The 22,685-nt window shown below is 46.0% G+C and carries 21 protein-coding genes; 13 read left to right on the top strand and 8 right to left on the bottom strand.

Annotation, left to right across the window (positions count from 1 at the left end; all coding sequences use genetic code 11):
* Window positions 1-79: 79 nt before the first annotated feature.
* The 3 genes from BW42_RS14570 to BW42_RS14560 form a co-directional block, all read right to left on the bottom strand.
* On the bottom strand, window positions 80-508 hold the full coding sequence (locus tag BW42_RS14570; RefSeq protein WP_035412687.1) for an NUDIX domain-containing protein: 429 nt from the start codon (window positions 506-508) through the stop codon (window positions 80-82).
* A gap of 25 nt (window positions 509-533) precedes the next feature.
* Window positions 534-1,445, bottom strand: coding sequence for a PfkB family carbohydrate kinase (locus tag BW42_RS14565; protein WP_035412684.1), 912 nt, complete (start codon window positions 1,443-1,445; stop codon window positions 534-536).
* Between the two features lie 178 nt (window positions 1,446-1,623).
* Entirely contained in the window at window positions 1,624-2,517 is an 894-nt protein-coding gene (locus BW42_RS14560) for a 1,4-dihydroxy-2-naphthoate polyprenyltransferase (RefSeq protein WP_035412681.1), read from the bottom strand.
* Window positions 2,518-2,676: 159 nt separating this feature from the next.
* Here BW42_RS14560 and BW42_RS14555 point away from each other — a divergent pair, with 159 nt between their 5' ends.
* The 6 genes from BW42_RS14555 to menC all read left to right on the top strand — a co-directional run bounded on the left by BW42_RS14555 (window position 2,677) and on the right by menC (window position 9,823).
* Window positions 2,677-4,062 (top strand): isochorismate synthase MenF, encoded by a 1,386-nt coding sequence (locus BW42_RS14555; protein ID WP_035412678.1) that lies wholly within the window; start codon window positions 2,677-2,679, stop codon window positions 4,060-4,062.
* Complete coding sequence (gene menD / locus BW42_RS14550) at window positions 4,052-5,695, top strand: 2-succinyl-5-enolpyruvyl-6-hydroxy-3-cyclohexene-1-carboxylic-acid synthase (protein WP_052019171.1); 1,644 nt, start codon at window positions 4,052-4,054, stop codon at window positions 5,693-5,695. The genes BW42_RS14555 and menD overlap by 11 nt, the downstream gene beginning before the upstream one ends.
* The gene (menH, locus tag BW42_RS14545; RefSeq protein WP_035412672.1) at window positions 5,692-6,468 is read left to right on the top strand and encodes a 2-succinyl-6-hydroxy-2,4-cyclohexadiene-1-carboxylate synthase; all 777 of its coding nucleotides are present in this window, start codon (window positions 5,692-5,694) and stop codon (window positions 6,466-6,468) included. The genes menD and menH overlap by 4 nt, the downstream gene beginning before the upstream one ends.
* An 18-nt stretch (window positions 6,469-6,486) precedes the next feature.
* The gene (menB, locus tag BW42_RS14540; RefSeq protein ID WP_023469886.1) at window positions 6,487-7,311 is read left to right on the top strand and encodes a 1,4-dihydroxy-2-naphthoyl-CoA synthase; all 825 of its coding nucleotides are present in this window, start codon (window positions 6,487-6,489) and stop codon (window positions 7,309-7,311) included.
* Between the two features lie 71 nt (window positions 7,312-7,382).
* On the top strand, window positions 7,383-8,756 hold the full coding sequence (gene menE / locus BW42_RS14535; protein ID WP_035412669.1) for an o-succinylbenzoate--CoA ligase: 1,374 nt from the start codon (window positions 7,383-7,385) through the stop codon (window positions 8,754-8,756).
* The gene (gene menC, locus BW42_RS14530) at window positions 8,753-9,823 is read left to right on the top strand and encodes an o-succinylbenzoate synthase (protein WP_052019169.1); all 1,071 of its coding nucleotides are present in this window, start codon (window positions 8,753-8,755) and stop codon (window positions 9,821-9,823) included. The genes menE and menC overlap by 4 nt, the downstream gene beginning before the upstream one ends.
* A gap of 76 nt (window positions 9,824-9,899) precedes the next feature.
* Here the strand turns inward: menC and map are convergent, their stop codons facing one another.
* The 5 genes from map to BW42_RS14505 form a co-directional block, all read right to left on the bottom strand.
* Complete coding sequence (gene map, locus BW42_RS14525) at window positions 9,900-10,661, bottom strand: type I methionyl aminopeptidase (protein ID WP_023467279.1); 762 nt, start codon at window positions 10,659-10,661, stop codon at window positions 9,900-9,902.
* A gap of 13 nt (window positions 10,662-10,674) precedes the next feature.
* A complete protein-coding gene (locus tag BW42_RS14520; protein WP_035412666.1) occupies window positions 10,675-11,865 on the bottom strand; it encodes an EAL-associated domain-containing protein in 1,191 nt (396 codons plus the stop codon).
* Window positions 11,866-11,938: 73 nt separating this feature from the next.
* On the bottom strand, window positions 11,939-12,205 hold the full coding sequence (locus tag BW42_RS14515; RefSeq protein WP_035412663.1) for a hypothetical protein: 267 nt from the start codon (window positions 12,203-12,205) through the stop codon (window positions 11,939-11,941).
* Window positions 12,206-12,311: 106 nt separating this feature from the next.
* Complete coding sequence (locus tag BW42_RS14510) at window positions 12,312-13,871, bottom strand: DEAD/DEAH box helicase (RefSeq protein ID WP_035412660.1); 1,560 nt, start codon at window positions 13,869-13,871, stop codon at window positions 12,312-12,314.
* Window positions 13,872-14,203: 332 nt separating this feature from the next.
* Window positions 14,204-15,058 carry a S1 RNA-binding domain-containing protein gene (locus tag BW42_RS14505; protein ID WP_035412657.1) on the bottom strand — a complete coding sequence of 285 codons (855 nt, stop codon included), beginning with the start codon at window positions 15,056-15,058 and terminating at the stop codon, window positions 14,204-14,206.
* Between the two features lie 233 nt (window positions 15,059-15,291).
* Between BW42_RS14505 and BW42_RS16470 the strand changes: the two genes are divergently transcribed.
* The 7 genes from BW42_RS16470 (at window position 15,292) to BW42_RS14475 (ending at window position 22,678) form a co-directional block, all read left to right on the top strand.
* Window positions 15,292-15,459: a hypothetical protein gene (locus tag BW42_RS16470; protein ID WP_023467274.1), complete on the top strand. Its 168-nt coding sequence runs from the start codon at window positions 15,292-15,294 to the stop codon at window positions 15,457-15,459.
* Between the two features lie 125 nt (window positions 15,460-15,584).
* Window positions 15,585-15,890: a hypothetical protein gene (locus BW42_RS14500; RefSeq protein ID WP_035412654.1), complete on the top strand. Its 306-nt coding sequence runs from the start codon at window positions 15,585-15,587 to the stop codon at window positions 15,888-15,890.
* 38 nt (window positions 15,891-15,928) lie between these two features.
* Window positions 15,929-16,186, top strand: coding sequence for a hypothetical protein (locus BW42_RS14495; RefSeq protein ID WP_023467272.1), 258 nt, complete (start codon window positions 15,929-15,931; stop codon window positions 16,184-16,186).
* Between the two features lie 79 nt (window positions 16,187-16,265).
* Window positions 16,266-16,964, top strand: coding sequence for a 1-acyl-sn-glycerol-3-phosphate acyltransferase (locus BW42_RS14490; RefSeq protein ID WP_035412648.1), 699 nt, complete (start codon window positions 16,266-16,268; stop codon window positions 16,962-16,964).
* A gap of 1 nt (window position 16,965) precedes the next feature.
* Window positions 16,966-18,867 carry an ABC-F family ATP-binding cassette domain-containing protein gene (locus BW42_RS14485; protein WP_035412645.1) on the top strand — a complete coding sequence of 634 codons (1,902 nt, stop codon included), beginning with the start codon at window positions 16,966-16,968 and terminating at the stop codon, window positions 18,865-18,867.
* 180 nt (window positions 18,868-19,047) lie between these two features.
* Window positions 19,048-20,880, top strand: a complete 1,833-nt coding sequence (locus BW42_RS14480; RefSeq protein ID WP_231496928.1) for a GGDEF domain-containing protein — start codon at window positions 19,048-19,050, stop codon at window positions 20,878-20,880.
* Window positions 20,881-20,890: 10 nt separating this feature from the next.
* Window positions 20,891-22,678 (top strand): GGDEF domain-containing protein, encoded by a 1,788-nt coding sequence (locus BW42_RS14475; protein WP_035412641.1) that lies wholly within the window; start codon window positions 20,891-20,893, stop codon window positions 22,676-22,678.
* Window positions 22,679-22,685: the final 7 nt, after the last annotated feature.

The raw sequence follows: 22,685 nt of genomic DNA, 5'->3' as shown, positions 1-22,685 counted from the left end.
TCTCCTTCATGAAAAAGAGGCAGTCAAAGACCACCTCATTGTTTTAATATACTTTTCCCATTTTATTTCAACTAAAACCTCATTCGTTTTCAGAAAGAATCAATTTATAGAACGGTTCTGTCATTTCTGCCAATTGTTTGGCAAGAGACGGTGGACGAATCGGCAATGACGGCAACTCGGATCGTTTAATCCAGACTGGTGTATAACCAGACCCTTCCTCTTCGAATTCTTCACCCATACCTGTTCCAAAGCGACCGCCAATTGCTTTCGCCCAAAAATAAGGGTTATCGAATCCGTTAAAACGGACGATGGCAGCAATGCCATTCAACTCCACGTCGACACCAAGTTCTTCATGTGCTTCACGAATCGCTGTCTCTTCTAGTGATTCTCCATCATCTTTTCCACCGCCTGGAAAGACATAATACGTTTCGTTCGGTTTATCCCGTCGAATCAACGCAATTTCATCCTGTTCATTTCGTAAAATGATCGCACTTCGTTGAATCGGCATGACGCCACCCCTTTTCAAAATTAATTCATTGAATGGCATCCAGCATTTCTGGAACCAATCCGTTTTCTGTCGAAGCGATGACTTCTGCCGCGATTTTCATGCCAAGCTTTAATGCCTCTTCTGCTGGTTTTTCTTTTGTCAATTCAGATAAGACAGCAGAGAAGAAGGAATCGCCTGCTCCCGTTGAGTCGACGACTTTTACTTTTTTCGTTCCAACATGACCTGACGTCGCCGTACGACGATCGACGTAGACCGCCCCTAGTTCACTCATCGTCACGACCGTGAATGGAGCACCTTTTTTCGCTAGCTCATTTGCTACATGAATCGCATCTTCTACCGTCACGATTGACAGATCAGACAAAATTTCTGCTTCTTCGCGACTGCAAATGAATCCAGTGAATCCTTGTAACAGATGACGATTCCGTTCAATGACGCTCAAGTGACCACAAACACCAAACAATGGCAACTCCATTTTGCGACATAGATGAATCAAACGTTCCAAGACTGTAACAGACAAATCAAGATCGATGGCAACGGCATCGACTCCATCGAGCGCATAGATTGATTGACGTAAAATCGCCTCTTCGAGCAACTTCGCATCCGGTTGTTTCGAGATTGAGGTTTGCAAGTCACCTTCGTTATCCATGACCGCTAGCCACATACCCATTCCATGATCTTCTAACATTTCGACATGATCCACATTCGCACCGTAAGATTTCAGCTCATCGAGCACTCCCACGCCAATCTGATCATTCGTAACCGTCGAGATAAAGCGAACTTCATTCCCGAGGACGGCTAAGTTTTGTGCTACGTTGCGTCCTGTTCCTCCATTCGAAAACGTGATGTCTCCTACGTTTTTCGCATCCTTGTGCAAAGGAGCGAACGAAGTTCCTTTTATGTCGACGAATACTTTTCCGATTACCGCGATTTTATTCATTCCAGTTCCACCTCTAACCATATTTCCTGATTCCCGATCCTTGAATTGATCTTTCAGGCACATTGCTTCAATTATAGTAAAATTTTAAATCAGTGACAACCGAAGCACTTTTTTTCTAACTGTTCGCTATCTTCTCATAAAAAAACAGCAAGCGAATCGCCTGCTGCTTTGTTTGAATTTAGATGTTCGCAATCACGAGACTGATTGCGAGTAATAATCCGAAAATCGTATTTACTTTACCAGTCTGCGCCATACCAGGCATCAGTTGTTCTGGTGGCAAGTCCTCCCAGAAGAGACGGACCGTTTTAATCATGAGCGGAATACTTAACAACGCAAGTAAGGCAAACCAAGAGACTTCGAATGCCAGTACAGCAATGATGAGTGACAGGACAGCTGCCGCAAAAAATCCGATCAAAACGTACACGGCATGGCGATGCCCTACAAGACAGGCAATCGTTTTTCGTCCGTTGACCTTGTCATTATCCAAGTCCCGAATGTTATTTGCAAGCAGGATTGAACCGATCAAGATGGCAACAGGTATCGAAATCGCAATGGCTTCCGTTGGTACATAACCAATTTGCAAGTAGGCGGAGATCGCAATGATGATATACCCCATGAAAAAGCCAGCAACCACTTCCCCAAACGGTGTATACGCGATCGGTAGTGGTCCTCCAGTGTAAATATATCCGACGAACATCGAAATGAGTCCTACGACAAGCAACCACCACGAAGTCTCGATGCATAGATACACACCGAGTAGTGCGGAAATGCCATACAACGTAAGTGCAAATGCAAGAATCGTACCTGGCTTGAATCCATCACGTACGATTGATCCACCGATTCCGACCGATTCCTCTGTATCTAAACCACGTTTGTAATCGTAGTATTCATTGAACAGATTCGTTGCGATTTGAATCAACATCGATGCGATTAACATCGCTACGAACAAATCCAAGCGTATTGATTCCACACGTGGTGCGACAACTGCCGTACCGACGACGACCGGAACAAAACTTGCTGTCAGTGTATGCGGTCGTGTCATTCGCCAATAGACAGCGATTGATTTATTCATATAATAACCCCTTTCCTGTCTAAGTGTAGCGGGTTTCGTTTTTTGATGTCAATGTTCAATCCAAGATAGCTTATTCCTTCTTTTTTGTCCGCAAAAAGTTTACACTTAGAATAAGTGAAACATATCACAGTATCTACAGACTAGGGGGCAATGAGCGGTATGGCTTACGCTCAACAAGAGCTAAAACAGTGTATCGAACAGGCCGTCAGTCAGGCGAATGCCTCACAACGACCTATACTTGCTTCGTATTCATGGGAAATCGAAGCAACTGACATGCGTTCTCTCGAACAGGGTATCGAGGAACGATTTTATTTCGCGACACCTGATCGCTCGATGCGGGCCATTGGGTTTGGCATCGTACAACAACTTCAGGCTTCAGGAACGGATCGTTTTTTACGAATTCAATCGCAATGGACAAATGTGAATCGCGACCATGTCGGTCATGATTTGTTTGCGTTCAGCGGATTCTCTTTCACTGAACTTAACCAACCGGATTATCGCTGGTCTTCCTTTGGAGACGCTTCGATGACGATTCCGAAGTTTTTATTCTTAGAGCAAGATGGTAAGACACGCGTGACGATCTTCGCCCGTGTTGAACCGATGGATCAAGTCGATTCAATCTTAAATCAGCTCGCACTTGATTTCGCCAAAGTTAATCAACCGCAAACACCGACTTCGACAGGCGTCACGCGTTTACGTCTATCTCGGGATGGAAATGAAGCCTTTGAAGCCTCGTTTCAACAAGCGATGCATTACTTGGAGACAACACTTGAAAAAATCGTTTTGGCGCGGGAAGTCGTCTACGAACTGGACCGCCCACTTGATGTAGCCGCCGTCGTTGCTGAACTCGAAGATACGCAGCCCGGTAGCTATGTCTTCTGCTTCCAGCCGAATCCGGAAGAGGCCTTTATCGGAGCCACACCGGAACGACTCGTCCAAAAACGTGGACGTCGCCTTGAGACAGCAGCCGTCGCCGGTTCTGCACCGCGCCACGCGACGGATGAGATGGATGAGGCACTCGGTCAATCGTTATTACAAGATCAAAAGAACCGAATGGAGCACGGGATTGTCGCTGATTCGATCGAACGGACGTTATCTGCTTTTTCAGAGCAACTGGATTGTCCGGATACCCCGATTCTCTTAAAAAATCGTCATATCCAACATCTCTATACACCGATCACAGCGCGTTTAAAAGCAGATGTCACGTTATTCCAACTGATTGAGAAACTTCATCCGACACCTGCACTTGGTGGCGAGCCAAAGCAATTAGCGGTCGATGCGATCCAAGAGATTGAAACGTTCGAACGGGGTTGGTACGGTTCACCCGTCGGTTGGATGAACGGACAGGATGATGGGGAATTCATTGTTGCCATTCGCTCTGGATTATTTACGGAACGGGCTGTCATTCTTTATGCCGGTTGCGGTCTTGTTGAAGGTTCTCATTTCGACAGCGAGCTAGCAGAGACGGAAACTAAACTATCACCGATGTTACAAGCTCTTTCACACATTGGTTCGATTGAAAAGGATGATATTTATGTTGACTAAGTGGATGCACACGTTAATTGATACGCTCGTTGCGTCTGGTGTCCGGGACTTCGTCATCAGTCCCGGTTCCCGCTCGACACCACTTGCTATTGCAGCTTTTCTGCATCCGTCTAGCCGTACCCACGTCCTGGTTGACGAACGGTCGGCTAGTTTTTTTGCTTTAGGTTTAACACGGACGGAAGAGCGTGTTCGTCCCGTTGCGCTAATTTGTACAAGCGGTACCGCTGCGACGAACTATTATTCAGCAGTAACCGAAGCTAATATTTTTGAACTTCCATTGATCGTTTTGACTGCCGATCGACCTCATGAATTACGTAATGTCGGAGCACCTCAAGCCATCGATCAGGTCGGACTATACGGCAAGCAGGTTCGTCATGCATTTGATCTTCCCTTAGCGGAAGAAGCGAGTCTTCCTTACGTCGCTCATGTCGCACAACGTGCAACCCTGCTCTCCCTGACGGAACCGGCGGGACCAGTTCAAATCAACGTTCCATTACGTGAACCACTCGTGCCTGAACTCGATCTTTTACGAACAGGTCGTCCTGTCGGCGTTTTACCTGAACCGACATCGGGAGTAAATAACGCCTTAGCGATCGTGCTTCAGAAAGAGCGCCTTCTTTTTGTACTTGGACCACAACTTGCTGCCGCGGACAGTCAGATTGTCATCTCGTATGCAAAACAAGCAGGGATTCCGGTCTTAGCAGATCCACTCAGTCAAGGGCGGCAATCGCATGATGATCACGTCTTTGCCTACTACGATACATGGCTAAAACATCCGGCCACCGCTCAGCACGTCCGACCGGATCGAATCATTCGTTTCGGCGCCATGCCGACGTCAAAACCTTATCTGCTTTGGTCTCGGGATATTCCGACGACAGTCGTTGGTCATCCAGGGAATTGGCGCGATCCCCAACTCCATTCGGATTTCGTGATTGGTCACGCGCGACAACTCGAACATCATGAGCCCGTTCCGCATGACCCTACGTACCTCAATCTGTTACAACAGGCAGAGCGACGCGTCACCGATGCCTTTACGACGATCGATCAAGAGGAGATGACGGAGTATAACGTCGTCCGCGCGTTAACGACGTTACAAGAAGGAAGCCTATTCGTTTCGAACAGTATGCCAATCCGAGATATTGATACGTTCTTGCCTACAGGAACACCCCTTCGTCTACTCGCGAACCGTGGAGCAAATGGGATTGACGGCATCCTCTCGAGTGCTCTCGGGGCAACGTTTGATGCCAAACACCGCTATTTACTCGTTGGTGACCTGGCATTCATTCATGATATCAACGGGCTGATGACAGCGCACACGCTTCCGTTAACGATCATTCTCGTCAACAATGCGGGTGGCGGCATCTTTAGCTTCTTACCGCAACAGCAACTCGAGCAAGCGGTGTTCGAGCCACTATTCGGTACACCGCAGCATCTCGACTTCGCCTCCCTCGCCTCCGGCTACGGTGTGACCTATCAGGCGATTGATTCGATTGCTGCGTTACGTCAAGCACTTGCGGAAGAGACGAATGTCACTCGGATACTTGAAGTCAAGACAACACGAATCGAAAACGTACAGATGCATCGTTCGATTTGGGACGTGACGAATCAAGCGTTAGCCGAGGTATTCCGATGATTTTACGCGGTCATCCCTATCATGTGAAAATCGAGGGAGCTGGTCCACCGCTCTTATTACTCCACGGTTTTACAGGCTCCCTCTCGACGTGGGACATGCTAAGTGAGCATTTATCGACTCACTTCACCGTCTACCGCCTCGATTTGATGGGACATGGAGAAACGATACCAGCGTCTAATCAACGAATGCGTTTGACACAACAAGTCAAGGATCTTGAGGCGCTGCTCGCTACACGATCCGAGCCATGGATTGTCCTCGGTTATTCGATGGGCGGACGAATCGCCTTAATGTTGAGTGTCGTCTCTGAGCAAATCGCTCGAACAATCGCTGTTAGTACAACACCAGGTATCAAGACGGCAGTGGAGCGAAAAGTACGTCGTGCATCCGATCGTATGTTAGCGGAGCGACTCGAAAAGGATGGACTCGAAGCTTTCATTGATCATTGGGAGACACTTGGATTATTTAAACCTCAAGCGCTTCTCAAAGAACAACAACGCACGCGACTGCGTCAGGAGCGTATGTCTCAAACGGTTGAAGGTCTGAGTGCTTCGCTTCGAGCACAAGGTACAGGAAGCATGCCCTCTCTTTGGTCATGCCTTCCGAAAGAGATTGATTGGATCGTCGGGGAAGAGGATGAAAAATTCCGCGCCATCGCCTTACGAGCGGCATCACCTGAAAAAATTCACGTGATTTTGCATGCTTCGCATGCCCCACATATCGACCAACCGCAAAAGTTTGTTACAATGGTAAAGAATCTACTTATTCATCACTAACATATTGGGGGAATTCAAATGAAATACGCTCCGGAATGGGTATCAGCCCGTAGCTATGAAGACATCAAATATGAACAATGGAACGGGATTGCAAAAATCACGATCAACCGTCCAGAAGTTCGCAATGCGTTCCGACCACACACGGTCCATGAACTCATCGACGCATTTTCACGTGCACGTGACGATCAAAACGTCGGCGTCATCATCTTAACAGGTGAAGGTGATCTCGCATTCTGCTCTGGTGGAGACCAAAAGGTACGCGGACATGGTGGATATGTCGGCGACGATGAAATCCCACGTTTAAACGTCCTTGATCTTCAACGTTTGATTCGTGTCATCCCGAAACCAGTCATCGCTATGGTCGCAGGTTATGCGATTGGTGGCGGGCACGTCCTTCACCTCGTGTGTGACTTGACGATCGCTGCAGACAACGCCCGCTTCGGACAAACAGGTCCAAAAGTCGGTTCATTCGATGCTGGTTATGGCTCTGGTTACCTCGCGCGCGTCGTTGGACACAAGAAAGCGCGTGAAATCTGGTACCTCTGCCGTCAATATGACGCACAGCAAGCACTTGATATGGGACTCGTCAACACGGTCGTTCCACTCGCGGATCTCGAGCAAGAAACGATTCAATGGTGTGCTGAAATTCTTCAACATTCACCAACGGCTCTTCGTTTCCTCAAAGCGGCATTCAACGCCGATTCAGATGGTCTCGCAGGGATTCAGCAACTCGCAGGAGATGCAACATTACTGTACTACACGACTGACGAAGCAAAAGAAGGACGCGATGCGTTCAAAGAAAAACGCAATCCTGACTTCGGACAGTTTCCGCGTTTCCCATAATGAAAAAAAGGTTCAATCGTCTTATGACATTGAACCTTTTTCGTATATTCATCAAAAAGGAAGTGACTATTTTGTATCCTTGGATCTATACACGGGCAAAAGAGCAACCGGATGACATCGCGCTCATTACGGAAACGGAGCGTTGGACGTGGTCTGAACTATATGCACGCGCGCATCGTTTGGCGAGTACGTGGGCGACGATCGTGACACGCGGAGACCGGATTGCTCTTTACGGTCCATCCAGTGCACAGTATATCGTCGCTCTTCACGCTGCTCAATTGCTTGAATTAACCGTCGTCCCGATCAACACTCGACTAACGCAAACGGAAGTGCTGCGCCAATTCAAACAGGCAGATGTGCGGCTCGTCGTAACAGACCGGATACTCGATACAGCGATTCCGTGTCGAGCTTTTTCTTATGAAAAAGAAGTGCCCGATCTGTTAATACGCCATATGCCTAAACAATACGTCCAATCAATGCTCTTTACGAGTGGTACGACCGGACATCCGAAAGCTGTGGAACAAACGATGTTGAATCATTTCTCGAGTGCGACGAATGCCGCTCGTCATATCGGATCACTGCCAGAGGATCGTTTTTTGATTGTCACACCACTGTTTCATATGAGTGGGTTAGCCATCGTCTATCGAGCGGTCATCTATGGAGTACCGATCATTCTCGAGCCACATTTTTCACCAGAATGCGCCTTACACTGGATTACGACGGAAAAAATTACACATGTCTCACTCGTCTCAGTCATGCTTGATCGGTTGCTCGACGCCGGACTACGTCGTCACGCGCTTCGCGTCGTACTGACAGGGGGTGGTCCTGTTCCATTACCGATTCTGACGCGTGCACTCGACCGCAATATTCCTGTCATGCAGACATATGGGATGACGGAAACAGCTTCTCAAATCGCGACTCTTCTGCCTGAGGATGCCTTACGAAAAATCGGATCAGCTGGACAAGCCATTTATCCGACGCAAATCCGCATCACGCGCCACCAAGAAATCGAAGTCAAAGGACCGACAATCATGAAAGGCTATTTTCATGATGAAGAGAAAACGGCAGACGCCTTTACAGCAGACGGTTTTTTCAAGACTGGTGACTTAGGACGTTTGGACGCCGATGGATACCTATATGTCCTCGATCGTCGAAGTGATCTCATCATCTCAGGTGGGGAAAATATTTACCCGGCTGAGGTCGAATCAGCACTTCTCTCGATCGATGGGATTCAAGAAGCAGGTGTCGTCGGACGATTTGATGCTAAATGGGGACAAGTTCCGGTTGCCTTCATCGTTAGTTCACTCGATGAAGCCATCATCCGAACGGAAATCAGTCAATTGCTCGCCAAATATAAATGTCCGGTTGATTACATCTATCATAGCGTTTTGCCACGCAATGCGAACGGTAAACTATTGCGGAAACAACTGAAGGAGTCATTATGAGCATCACCCTCCGGTCTGCCGAATTGTTCGATGTACCGCTCGTCTTTCGTCGTCCGATGCAAACAGCACTCTCGACGTTAACGATACGCAGGACGACGATTTTGCGCCTGACCGATTCGGAAGGACGAATGGGTTACGGGGAAGGAGTCGCGTTTGATACACCGTGGTATACGTCCGAAACACAACATTCTTTGCAAGGAATCGCTTCACTGCTGTACCAGTTACTTGACCAACCGCTCCATCATCCAGCAGATGTCACGCACCGCTTCCGCATCGTGCAAGGCAATCCGATGGCAAAAGCGATGTTTGAAGGAGCGATTTATGAATTATTCGCAGCAGCTGCCGGACAATCGCTCGCTACGTATCTCGGAGGTGATGAATCATCCCTCGTACCTTGCGGGAAAGCACTCGGACGGGCTTCTGCAGCGCAGACCGTCGAAGCCGTCGGACAAGCGATCGCCTCCGGATATGGACGGATCAAGCTGAAGCTCGCTCCGACGGATACCGTCGTTCTTGAGCAAGTACGTGCCGCTTTCCCTGATGCGCCCTTGATGTTTGACGCTAACGGCAGCTTCACAGAAGCAGACTTTCCTTTATTACAGCATTGGGATTCATTCGGTCTCGTTATGATGGAACAACCTCTCGTAGCGTCGGATTGGTCCGGACATCAACGTCTCGCTAAACTCTTGCAGACACCGATTTGTCTAGATGAATCCATCGTCGCTCCAGCGGATGCCGATTTGATGAAGACGCTTCACGCTGGTCAGATTCTGAATATCAAGCCGGCACGTGTCGGTGGGCTGACGAACGCTTTTTCCCTTCGAACAAAAGCGCCCTACTGGCTCGGAGGGATGTTTGAGAGCGGCATCGGACGTCGTCAGACCCTTGCTTTCGCGACACTTCCAGGGCTCGCTTATCCGATCGATATGGCAAGTACTGCGGATTATTTTGAAGAAGATTTGCTCGAGACCCCGTATCATGTCGAACACGGACACATTCGCTATTTTGCTCCAGCCGTATCCGAGTCCCAATTAAACAAATTGGCAACCTCCCGGATCTCTTTGTAACAAGAACACCACGACAAAAAAGAGGCAATGGATTGACTTCCATTGCCTCTTTTTGTGTTTTATTATGCGAACTTTTTTAGAACGATTCTTTGCCTTCGACTTTCGTCAAAATCTCATACCCGTCCTTTAAGACGACGACAGTGTGCTCAAACTGTGAGACAAGGCTCCGATTTGGTGTGTATAACGTCCAGCCATCCCGCTCATCTTCGATACAGAACTCGTCTCCTGTTGAAATGAACGTCTCGACAGCAATGACTTGCCCTTCCTTCAGCAGATCGTTTTCTTCACGATTGAAGTAGTTCGAGATGGATTCCGGCTCACCATGAAGTGTCTTCCCGAGACCATGCCCCGCTAAGTTACGGATGACGGTGAAACCACTCTTACGCGTTTCAGCATAGATCGCTTTTCCGATCTGATTGACCTTCGTTCCGGCTTTGACCTTCTCGAGTCCTTTTTCAAGCGCCGTCAATGATACTTCAACGAGTCGGACATCTTCCGGACGTTTTGCTTCTCCTGCGATGACTGTTTTCCCCGTATCCGAATAGTAGCCATTCTTCACAGCTGAGACATCGACATTAACAATATCGCCTTCTTGAATGACATATTTACCGGGAATACCGTGTGCTGCGATATCGTTGACACTGATACATGTCGCTCCCGGAAAATCATACATGACGATCGGGGCAGATTCTGCTCCCTGCTCCTTCAGAATACGTGCTCCGATGTCATCAAGTTCCTTTGTCGTGATTCCTGGTTTGACGGCATCCGCCATCTCGTCGCGCGCCATCGCGACGATGCGTCCAATTTCTCGTAATGCTTCATAATCATAATCTAACACTTTCATTTCCTCCTCATTCACTCAATCGTTCTTGATATAGATAATCTGCGGAGATATCCGCAAATAAGAACATGCCATTGCTGAGCGGCATACTAAACGTCCGCGTTTGTTCACTCGAGCTGAAGTCGACGTACCGTTCCGACAGATATCCGTTATGCCGTCTCTCCATTGCTACCGTCGTCCGGATAAAGTAAGGACGAAAACTCCAGTTGTATCCCTTGTAGAAGGAATACAGTTTCCACTCGCCACTCTTTTTACTGACATTCGAAGACTGTTGGAAGCCATTCGCGTCCGTGATGTAAAACCGGATGAATTCCGGCTCCATCTTCCGGGCGAGCATTAGCAGCCATTGATCGAGATCTTGCTCCGACTTCAAGGACTGACAATACTCATTAAATCGGACTGTCCAGTCTTGCTCCAGTTGGAACAGGCGATTCATCTGTTCCCGATCATATTTATAGAACATCGGGACTTCATGGATCAAGACCTCCATTCCAGGACAAGTCATGACCCATTCCGGCGCAGCCTCTCCTAAAAGATTCCCCATGTAATAGCGTCCACCATGCTGCCACGCATATCGAAGTTGACCAAGATGACTGATGTTTTTATACAAAAGTGGCGCTCCAAGCTGATCACAAAGGTGCTCCATCGTCTGTAATAGATGCGGATACGATGCTGAGACGGTCTTTTTCTCAATCATTGAAGATAGATCGACGATTAACATATCCGGCGACATCGAAAAGACGCGTTCGAGACTCGTTGCTTCCGCGCGATCCAGCGCTACCTTCAGTCCAGAATTCTGATAGTACGCGACGATCCGGCCCAGACGATCAAAATCATCGACTTGAACATCCGTCAAAGTAACATACATCCGTTCTTTTGGAAACGACGAGTCGACCGTACGTAAAACATGCAAGAAATCTTCCCCACCGTTCTCAAACAACCAAGCCGGACGACAACGGATCAGGATGAACGCTTGTGTATCGGAGGGTACTTTTTGGAATGCTTGACGGACGACATGTCCCATGACTTCGAGCTGATACTCGATCGGAACATCATCTTCCTGAAAAAATGGTTTTAACGGTTCTCCACGAAAATGGGACTGGATTTCATACCCTTCCACCTTAAAAGGGGCAGCGCCTACGATCGGTTGAAACCACGCCTCTATCTCTTCGGGATGAACGATGACATCTAATGCGTCCATTCTATTCCCCCCTTGTACTCTTGTTCTATCTTAACAAAAAAGGAGCCTCTCTGTAACGAGAGAGCCCCCTGTTTTACGATAACGTCGTATCTTTCCGCATTGCGATATACAAATACACACCGAATGTCGCCGTCAAGTAGATGATACTCAGGACACCGTATTGAATCCCAACAGCTCCGCCCTTACCAATGGCCAGCACAAGAAAGATGATGCCACCAAATAATAAGGTCGCTAACGGAATATAACGAAAATGTCCTTTTGTCGTCCGCTCACAAATCTTTTTCGTCGCGACGATCAGTGCAACGAGACAGACGGATGCTGCTACATAAATGGTATACACGAATGATTCAGCCCTCTCCCTATCGTTCATGGCTCATTTTATCATGACCGCTTAGATAAATCATAAAAAAGAACCGACTTGTCTGTGACAAATCGGTTCGAATCGTTTACTTTTCAAAACGTGGTTTGCGTCCACCACGGTTACGATCGCTTTCGCTACGGTTGCTACGTCCAGCATAACCGCCTTCACGACGATCTGATGAAGAAGATGAACGACCACCTTCACGACGATCGCCACCACGCGGGTTGTTTCCACGGTATCCGCCACTGCGGTTGCCGCTTCCACTTCCACCTTTGTTTCCGTAAGGACGACGGTTTCCACCACCGTTGCTACCGAAACGTTTCACGCGGATTGGTTCGATTGAAGAGATTTGGACTGGTGTTGCATCCGGCTCTTTCGTCAATCCTTTAAGTGCTGCTGAAAGAAGTTCCACTGCTTCGTACTCTTCTAAGAGTTCTTGTGCAAGTGTCGTATATTCTTTTGAGTCTTTTGCTTCAACACGTTTAATGAGTTCTTGTGCAGCAAGCTTCAAGTTGCCTTCTAAGATTTCATCAAGTGTTGGTGCATGACGACGTGACATTTTTTTGTTCGTGACACGTTCGATTGTTTTAATTTGACCGAATTCACGTGGTGTAACAAATGTGACAGCCGATCCTGTTTTACCAGCACGACCTGTACGACCGATCCGGTGAACGTAGCTTTCTGGATCTTGTGGGACGTCGAAGTTGTAGACGTGTGTGACACCAGAGATGTCAAGACCACGTGCTGCAACGTCTGTCGCTACGAGGATATCGATCGTTCCTTTTTTGAAACGACGGATGACTTGGTCACGTTTTGCTTGTGTTAAGTCACCATGTAAACCGTCAGCTGTGTATCCGCGTTGGATCAAGCCTTCTGTCATCTCGTCAACACGTTTTTTCGTACGACCGAAGATGATTGAAAGTTCTGGAGAATCTGTGTCGATCAAACGGCAAAGAACGTCGAATTTTTGGCTTTCTTTCAATTCGATGAATGACTGGTCGATGTTTTCAACTGTCATTTCTTTTGCTTTGACTTTGATGTGCGTCGGAGTCGTCATGAAACGATCTGCGATTTTACGAATTTGTGGTGGCATCGTTGCTGAGAACAAGAGTGTTTGACGTGTTTCAGGAAGTGCACCGAGGATTTTCTCGATATCTTCGACGAATCCCATGTTCAACATCTCATCTGCCTCGTCAAGGATGACCGTTTGAACGTGATCGAGGTTCAACGTCTTACGGTTCATGTGGTCCATCAAACGTCCTGGTGTCGCAACGACGATTTGTGGATTTTTGCGAAGTGCACGGATTTGACGATCGATTTGCTGACCGCCGTAAACAGGAAGTGCATGAACGCGTTTTACTTCACCGATCCGGTTCAATTCTTCAGCTACTTGGATTGCAAGCTCACGTGTCGGAGCAAGGATCAACGCTTGGATGTTGCGTGATTTTGCGTCAAGACGCTCGATTGTTGGGATACCGAATGCTGCAGTTTTACCAGTACCTGTTTGTGCTTGACCAATTAAGTCAACGCCGCTGAGTCCGACTGGAATTGTTTCTGCTTGGATTGGTGTTGCTTCTTCAAAGCCCATTTTTAGGACACCTTTGATAAGTGCCTCACTAAGATTTAATTCACGAAATGTTGTCAATGCTAAATACTCTCCTTTGTCATATGAAAAGCGTCTGCCACTAAACAGACGCTACCGTAACGAATACAATCGACTACCTATTATAACAGAATCTATCCCATAAAGATAGAGTGGTTTCTCTCATAATAATGTTTAGGGAAGTCACCATCATAATCGTTGCCATAAGGGCGAGGGAAAGGCGAAGTGCCCGGACCGTGCGATGAACGTCATCGCGTGCCCCCACTAGTGATGGGGTATATTCAGTAAATGGTCGCCGGTAATCAAACCAGCCGCAACCACCAAAATGATGAATTCCTTACTATCTATTCGAAACGCAGGCTTACTCGGTTTGATTATTGCGTCAACCGAATACCCGTTTCATTTTTTTCTATTTTTTTATCTTTCAACAGGCGACCGAGCGCTCGTTTGAATGCTGCCTTACTGAGACCGAATACTTCATCGATCTTCTCGGGAGCTGTCTTATCACCATACGGCATCTGACCATCATGTTCAAGTAGATGGTTCAGAATCAACTCCGCGTCTGTATCAATGGCTTCAAAGGCACGTGGTCGTGCTGAAAGTAATACTGTACCATCTGGTTTTACATTTGTCACTCGTAATTTCAAGACTTCTCCAAGACGCGGCCAACGTTCCATCTCGCGTTCATGCAAGAATCCGATTGACTGATCGTTGACCCAGACATTGACGCCTGGTTCGCGTTGTGAGAAGACGAGACCTTCGACGTCCATGTTGTTCCATTCTTCTGGAGCTGGCTTCGCTCGTAAGTTGAAGTAAGCATATGGTGCAGGGTCTCCGAGTAAACGAAGCTTTTGATCATGTTTTAGACGAATGAAAAGTTGATCGCCTTCTTCCGGCCAGAACATCCGACGTTGCGGCAAATCGTCAAGTGAGACAAGAACATCTTTTTGAATCCCGATATTCGCGAACACTCCTGTGTTATAGCGCGTCCCATTGATCGTCGTCTTGACGTAGTCTTCAAATGAAGCTTCTGGAATCGTCATCGATGATGCCAAACGTCCTTCATTATCTTGATACAAGAAGACTTCTACTTCATCATCAAGAGCTACTTTTTGTGTCTGTTCATTGTTATGCAACAACACATCTTCATTTCCATCTGTCAAAAACACTCCGAACTCTGCTTCACGTTCTACTTTTAATGTGACAACCTGTCCTGCGCGTAATCCCATTTCGGGTCATCTCCTCTCTCTATTTGAATTGGTTCAAGTTCATTCGAACCATCCTTCTGTTCTTTCCCTACCATACTATACTCTTTTTCTGTTCACCTCTGAAATCGACCACACGATGACAGTTGTGACATATTTGTGAACGAAACACATTTGCGTGATTTTTTTGAAAAAAAGATATATGATTAAATAACAGGAAAAAGAAGGTTTAGTTTAGGTAAATATGGGGGATAAAAATGTTTCATAATATTCAATCGCGTTCGTTCGCTCGACGCTTCACGAAAACATTGGTTTTTGCATTTTTTGCTTTCCTTGCTACGATTGGAATCGTTTTTGCAGAAGGATCAAACAGTACAGATATGACTCCGAAGACACCAGCGCTTCAGCAAATCGATCGCCCTTAAAATCTACACCTTCCGTGTGGATTTTTTTATTTTTTCCGGACATTTACAGGACGATAAAGGAAAATCAAGTTCAACCTCGAATTAGATGAACATACCTATATTTTAATTTCGAGGAGGAAACGGACGTGCTCTTCTACTTATTCACGACGATTGCGGGTCTCATCACTACATACTTAAGTTTTGTTACCGGTTATTATACAAGTTCGATTGGTGTTTTCGTCTTTACGTTAGCGATTTGCCTATCGTTATCATCGATTCGACAGTTACTCCGTACGTCCTATCTGACTTACATTGAATACATTCAATACCGTCGCGTCAAAAAACAGTACGAACGCATGAAAAAACGAGAACAGTCTTATCAAATTGCCTATCCTAATCGAGATTCGAGTACACCACTTGCATTCTCTGGGACAGACCAGCATGATAAATAAAGAACACGATTTCATCACCTAGGAGGAACAGATTCATTATGAACGAAATCCCTTTATCAAACGGTTGGACACTCCGCTACTCACCTGTCATCGATTTATGGTTGAAGGAAGATGGCGTACTGCTCGTAGATCACGAAGATAAGGTCCGCTTGACTCTCATCTTGGATGAAGAGACGATGGAAATCAAACAGATCGACAACACGAACGCTACGTTCTCCGTTGATCCGACGACACGTCGCCTCACTTTCGAACTTGGAGAAAGCGAAGAGGAATCTGAGCCTCGTTACTGGGAATAATCATGGAGACCGGGTGCGACACCTGGTCTTTTTTTGTACAATAACATCAGCAATGAAAAAAAGGAGCTGTCACTTTACCATGATCCGTACTGTCATTTGGTTCATTTATTTTGGACTTGTCTTACCCTGTACCTTACCGTTTTTACCAACCGCAAAACGTCGAACGCATCTCGCGCGCTATGCATTCGTTCAGCGTGTAGCGAGCGCCTGGGCGAACTCTCTCCTCCGACTCGCTGGCGTTCGTGTCCATGTGACGGGGCATGAACATATCCCGGCAAATGAACCTGTCGTGTTCATCTCGAATCACCAAGGAAACTTCGATGTTCCGATTCTACTTGGAAAAATCGATAAACCAAAAGCATTCATCTCAAAAATCGAAGTGAATAAAATTCCAATCGTTAATGTCTGGATGAATCTGATGGGGTGTGTCATGATTGACCGAAAAGACCGACGCCAGTCCCTAAAAGCGATCCGCTCTGGTGTCGACACGATCAAGGACGGACAATCAATGATCATCTTCCCAGAAGGAACACGTTCAAAAGGCGGACCGATGGCGGAATTCAAAGCAGGAAGTTTTACCCTTGCGACATCAAGTGGCGCACGCGTCGTACCCGTCGCGATTTCAGGTAGTTATCGTGTCATGGAGGAAACGGGTAAGATCCGTCCGGCTACAGTCGAAGTCACGATCTTGCCGTCGATTGATCCGAGCACGATGACACAGAAAGAACTCGTCCAGACGGTCGAACATCAAATCAAACAGATTGTAGAAGGTGTCTAATATGTTAATGAAAGTAGAAAATCTCAAAAAAGAATTTGCCGATAAAATTGTCTTCGAAGATGTCACGTTTTCTGTCTCTCCTGGTGACCGGATCGGTATCATTGGCGTCAACGGTACCGGTAAATCGACCCTCCTGCACATTCTAGCAGGCAAAGAAACAGCAGATGCTGGTACGATCCATCATCCAAATGATTATCGGATCCGTTTGCTATCGCAAACGACCGATTATCCGGAAGATCGGACTGTCATGGAAGTACTCCTTTCGGGTGACACACCAACGATCAACGCGTTGCGCCACTACGAAACGGCACGACTAGCGCTCGAACAGGATCCGACAAGTGAGACGTTACTCAACCGCTTCATCACGGCGCAAACCGAGGTTGATGCCGCGCAAGCGTGGGACACGGAATCGCGTTTAAAGATGATCTTAAACAAACTCGGCATCCTCGACTTGAACGCGTTGATCGGCTCTCTTTCCGGAGGACAACGTAAGCGCGTCGGACTCGCTGAAGCCTTACTCGATGAAGCCGATCTCCTCCTGCTTGATGAGCCGACGAACGAACTTGATGCCGAGACGATCAGCTGGCTTGAGACTCAAATCAAGGAATACCGTGGTGCGATTCTACTGATCACTCATGATCGCTATTTCTTGAATCGTGTCACGAATCATATGATGGAGATCGCAAATGGAACAGCTTATTTCTATGTCGGAAACTATGAATCGTTTCTTGAAAAACGTGCCGAACGTCGTGAACGGACGGCTTCTATGGAGGAAAAACGTCAAAACATCCTCCGTCGCGAACTCGCTTGGTTGCGTCGCGGAGCAAAAGCACGGACGACGAAACAAAAAGCCCGGATCCAGCGCGTGGATGCTTTACAAGACCTTTCGTATGAGGAAGAAGAAGCGACACTTGAAGTACAGGTCGGTTCGACCCGCCTCGGCAAGAAAGTCATTGAAGCATATGACGTCTCGCACCGATTTGGTGAACGGACACTTTTTGAATCGTTTGACGCTCTGATCGGACGCAAAGAGCGGTATGGCATCGTTGGTCGAAACGGTAGTGGAAAATCGACACTTCTTTCAATCCTCGCGAAACGCTTAGAGCCAACAACGGGTGAGATCATTCACGGCGAAACGGTGAAGATTGGTTTTTACGGTCAATTCGCCGAATTTACGCATCCCGAACGCCGCGTCATCGATGAGGTCGAACGGATCGCAAAAGTCATTACGACACTCGCCGGTGAGGAGATCACAGCAAGTCAGATGCTCGAACAATTTCTCTTTAAACCGGAAGCACAATATAAACAAATCGGCAAGCTTTCTGGTGGCGAAAAGCGACGTCTGAAATTGTTAACGATTTTGATGGAAGAACCGAACGTCCTCTTCCTTGATGAGCCGACGAACGACTTGGATACCGAGACCTTATCCGTACTAGAAGATTATTTAGAATCATTCCCAGGTACTGTCATCACAGTCAGTCATGATCGCTACTTCCTCGACCGGGTCGTCGATCGCCTGATTGCATTTGAAGATGGAAACATCATTTTTTATTACGGACAATATACAGACTATCTTGAGCAAATGGCAGCACCCGTTCCCTCAATCGTCGTTGAAAAAACGGCAGAGGTTGCTACAGCACCAAAAACAGAGACGCCAAAGAAACTAAGTTATCAGGAACAACAAGATTGGGCTATCATTGAGCAACAAATTGAAGAGAGTGAAGTTGAACTAGAGCAATTAGAGGCTGATCTCGCTTCAGCAGGAAGTGATCTCGGAAAGGTCAATGAATTGTATCAAGCCATCGAAAAGACCAAAGCGACGCTTGACGAGCGAATGGAATATTGGACATATCTTTCTGAAAAAATCGAGGCATTTGAAAACCATCGCCAATCTCATCAATAAATCCGATAAGCGGAGTTCTTCACTTAGAAGAGTTCCGCTTTTTTTATGAAATAGAAAACATCTATTACTTTTATTTTTAATTATGAAAATAAATGTGAATTCATATTAGATATCGGGTAATGTTATAGCATATTTCGTTTTGGAGGAAGGCTTGCGAAAGGAGGAGTTCTAGTGAAACGGATGGTTCAAAACATCTACCCTATCGTCGCATTCTACTTAGTCATTACTTACATACTGCTCTGGCTATTGCCACAAGACCTTTCGTTACAACTCTCGGCACTTATTAGTTTAAGCGGTTCTTTCATGATTTTCTTATTTAGTCGATCGACGGCTTTCAAACAACCTTCCCTTCCGTACAAGTGGTTATCCATCGCTTTCTTCTCTTATTTTTTAGGCGATTTCCTGAATATGATTGGACGTTTCTTTCAATGGAACGATGTCAATTTGAACGTCTTGCTGGATTTACCTTATACGATTCATTTGACAATGATGGTCCTTTTCTTTTTCCGACAATTAGATTTGACATTATTCAAAAAACAAAAGTTATTGATTCTTGATTCCTTGACTTTATTCGCTGTTTCAATGATTGCTGGATATATCGCTATTTTCCGCTTTGTTCCCTCTTATACGCGAACGACACTCGAGCAACTCAGTTGGACATTTTATGCCTTCTTGACAATTTTGTTGACGCTTTTCTTTTTTTTACTCTATGCGTCTGGGTTAAGACGGAACGTATCACGATCAGGATTTATCTTTCTTGTCCTCGGAACATTCATTCTCGGCATGACGAACTTTGTGTTTTATACCTTGTTATTAAACGGTGAACCGCAAATATCGGGTCTATTGCTTCCGCTATATCCACTTAGCGGTCTGTTCCTCATCGCCTTTTTGAACACACGTACACTTCCCATGAGTCGTGAGGAGCAAGCAAATCTCATTCGAGTCGAGACACTTACGCGTTCACTGTTGGTTTACATCTTATTATCTGCGCTGATTCTTTATATTACGTTTTATCCTGTCTCTCGAACCTTCTTCTTGTTGTCTATTGGTATTACGTTTTTATTATTTTTAACACGGCAGCTTTTTTCATACCGGGAAAATCTTCGGTTGTTACAGGAAACAACGGCATTACAAACGAATCTAGAAGACATCGTTCATCAAAAAACAGAGTTGCTACAGTTGCGTGAAAAAGAACTGACGTCACTTTTTTTGTCTTATCCAGAAATCGTTTTTGAAATCGATGACATGTATCAAATTCGATCCGTCAATCCAGCCGCTGCAGAAGCAGGATGGAATGATTTACCGCTCGGACCGAGTCAACGCCGTCAACTTGATCGGCTCATCCCGTTGCTTCAACAAAAGCAGTCGACCTATCCTGCTCACCTCCTACATGTACCTGCTACGGAGGAACATCCAGAAACCTTTTTGAATACGACAATCATCGATATTCCACATCAGCAACGCTATTTCGTCGTCTTAGCGGATGTCACAGAAGACTATCAACAGGAAGTATGGCTAGAACGTATGGGATACCATGACTCACTCACTCGTTTACCAAACCGGCGTTACTTCGAGGAGCAACTCTATCTAACTCTGCCAACGCTAGATTATGGCTCCTTATTATTCATAGATTTGGACGGATTCAAACAAATCAATGACACCTATGGACATGATGTCGGTGATTTACTGCTACAAGAAACAGCAACGCGTCTTCAATCAATGACGACGCCAACTGATCTCGTCGCACGCCTTGGTGGAGATGAATTCTTGATCTTCATTCAGGCATCTGCCTCGGAAACTCGACAGTTTGCCGAACACGTTCTCGAAATCCTAAATTATCCATTCTATATCAACACGTATATGCTTCATATCACACCATCTATCGGAATTTCCTTATACCCTGAAGACGGTAAGAGTTCAGAACAGTTATTGATTCGGGCAGACGAAGCCATGTACCAGATCAAGAAGAACGAGAAAAATAACTATATGTTCGCTGTCCACATCAAACGTTAGGAGGGATCCCGTGCTTAAATCAAACTACTTCATCCGTTGGTTCCCTGCCATGCTCGTAATCTCTTTTATTCTAATGATCCTTACTACATGGACTCCTTCCATCTCTAATGGGATTGTCGAACAGGTACTTCAGTATGTATCACTTGGGTTGATCGCTTACTTCATTCTTACGGCTTATCGTAAGGAACAAATATTAGTCGTACCCAGACGAAATTTCTGGCTGATTGCTTTAGGATCACTGGTTTTATCCTATATCGGTTCCATTTTTGAGACGTTACGTTTTGTCTATTCAGACTTTCCAATTCCATCTATTTATAGCCTGATTTTATTTTCAATATCCCATTACGTATTCTTATACGCGATTTTTTACCGAATCATCACAAAACGAACACTCGGACAACATGTACTTGCTTTCGTTGATGCCGCGATTATCGTCATTTTCATTGGACTTGTCGCATTCCATGTCCTCAATGAACTGACGAACCCTGGGCTTCAGACTGTTCCTTATGCCATCATCGTCATTACGAACACATCACTCGGTTTGTTCGTTTTTTTCTATTTTACGTTCATCCAAGAAACACATTGGGTATCACGGATGGCCTTATTTCTATTATTCTTATCCATTTTCATTCGTGGTATCTATGAAGTCTCTAGTGTCTACTTCCCTGATTTTTCAGCGAATTATCTGGTGTTCTTCCCGATATTGATTCGTTTGGCGCAAAGTGCAGCTATTCTATGGCATGTTGATCATATTGAAGAAGGAACTGCTCGAACGACGGTCATTCCTCGTTCGTGGCTTCCTTTACTGGCCATCCCTTTGTTCATCCACTACATGGTGGAACAAGAAGGTGGAAAACTCGACATCTTTATCATCTTATTCCTACTAATCGTTCGACAAATCTTGATTGCCCGTCAACATGGGTTGATTGTCGCACAATTACACGAACGAAATGAACAACTCGTTTCACGCATTGAACATCGAAAACAACAAATCCAAGATAGTGAACAACAGGTCATTCCACTCTTCCTCGGTCATCCTGATCCGATGATTCGACTCGATCAGTCCGGCACTGCGCTGTACGCGAATTTAGCTGCCCAACGTCTGTTTCATTTGCCAGATATGACGATTGAACATGTTCCTCGTACGATGCGTCATTTGTTAGAAATGCTCGAAACGAACGTTGATGAGTATGAGGATGAACAAAGTCGCCGCTATGAAATCATTGATATTCCGATTCAAATTGCCGCTACCTCGATGGGACGATTCACGATTTTACATGATGTCACGGAAAGCAAAATTCGTCAAAAGAGAATCGAATACCATGCCTATCATGATGCTTTGACTAATATCGGAAACCGTCGTTCCTTAGAACGAGATTTCTCAAATCGACTCTCCGATAAGAATTATCTTGCCTTAGTCGATTTAGATGGATTTAAGCAAGTCAATGATACGTATGGTCACGAGGCAGGAGATTATGTATTAATTGAAGTTGCGAAGCGATTGAGCGAACATACAAGTTCTTCGGAATCCGTGTATCGCCTCGGTGGAGATGAATTCGCGATCCTTTTACAAGCCGATGATGAACTCTCCTTACGCCGAAAATGTAAATCCTTTTTACAATTTTTAAGACGTCCCTATGTCTACAAAGGACAATCTTTATTCGTTTCCGCAAGCATCGGAGTGACAGCGTGTCATGAGGCCGATCTTGAAACATGTTTAAAGCAAGCCGATCTTGCCATGTATCGCGTGAAACATCGGGATAAGAATGATGTCGCTTTATATCGAGCGGACCCATGAAAAAACC

It is taken from the genome of Exiguobacterium sp. RIT341, from assembly GCF_000632205.1.
Lineage (GTDB): Bacteria > Bacillota > Bacilli > Exiguobacteriales > Exiguobacteriaceae > Exiguobacterium_A.
The sequence above is the reverse complement of the archived record's forward strand: the minus strand, read 5'-3'. Positions and strand labels throughout refer to the sequence as shown.

Coding starts and splice junctions, on each gene's coding strand:
- BW42_RS14490 (WP_035412648.1), top strand. CDS start 16,266: ATGATCCGTACTGTCATTTGGTTCATTTATTTTGGACTTGTCTTACCC.
- BW42_RS14565 (WP_035412684.1), bottom strand. CDS start 1,445: ATGAATAAAATCGCGGTAATCGGAAAAGTATTCGTCGACATAAAAGGA.
- BW42_RS14555 (WP_035412678.1), top strand. CDS start 2,677: ATGGCTTACGCTCAACAAGAGCTAAAACAGTGTATCGAACAGGCCGTC.
- menC (WP_052019169.1), top strand. CDS start 8,753: ATGAGCATCACCCTCCGGTCTGCCGAATTGTTCGATGTACCGCTCGTC.
- BW42_RS14570 (WP_035412687.1), bottom strand. CDS start 508: ATGCCGATTCAACGAAGTGCGATCATTTTACGAAATGAACAGGATGAA.
- BW42_RS14505 (WP_035412657.1), bottom strand. CDS start 15,058: ATGGGATTACGCGCAGGACAGGTTGTCACATTAAAAGTAGAACGTGAA.
- BW42_RS14520 (WP_035412666.1), bottom strand. CDS start 11,865: ATGGACGCATTAGATGTCATCGTTCATCCCGAAGAGATAGAGGCGTGG.
- BW42_RS16470 (WP_023467274.1), top strand. CDS start 15,292: ATGTTTCATAATATTCAATCGCGTTCGTTCGCTCGACGCTTCACGAAA.
- BW42_RS14560 (WP_035412681.1), bottom strand. CDS start 2,517: ATGAATAAATCAATCGCTGTCTATTGGCGAATGACACGACCGCATACA.
- menD (WP_052019171.1), top strand. CDS start 4,052: ATGTTGACTAAGTGGATGCACACGTTAATTGATACGCTCGTTGCGTCT.
- BW42_RS14480 (WP_231496928.1), top strand. CDS start 19,048: ATGGTTCAAAACATCTACCCTATCGTCGCATTCTACTTAGTCATTACT.
- menH (WP_035412672.1), top strand. CDS start 5,692: ATGATTTTACGCGGTCATCCCTATCATGTGAAAATCGAGGGAGCTGGT.
- menB (WP_023469886.1), top strand. CDS start 6,487: ATGAAATACGCTCCGGAATGGGTATCAGCCCGTAGCTATGAAGACATC.
- BW42_RS14485 (WP_035412645.1), top strand. CDS start 16,966: ATGTTAATGAAAGTAGAAAATCTCAAAAAAGAATTTGCCGATAAAATT.
- BW42_RS14495 (WP_023467272.1), top strand. CDS start 15,929: ATGAACGAAATCCCTTTATCAAACGGTTGGACACTCCGCTACTCACCT.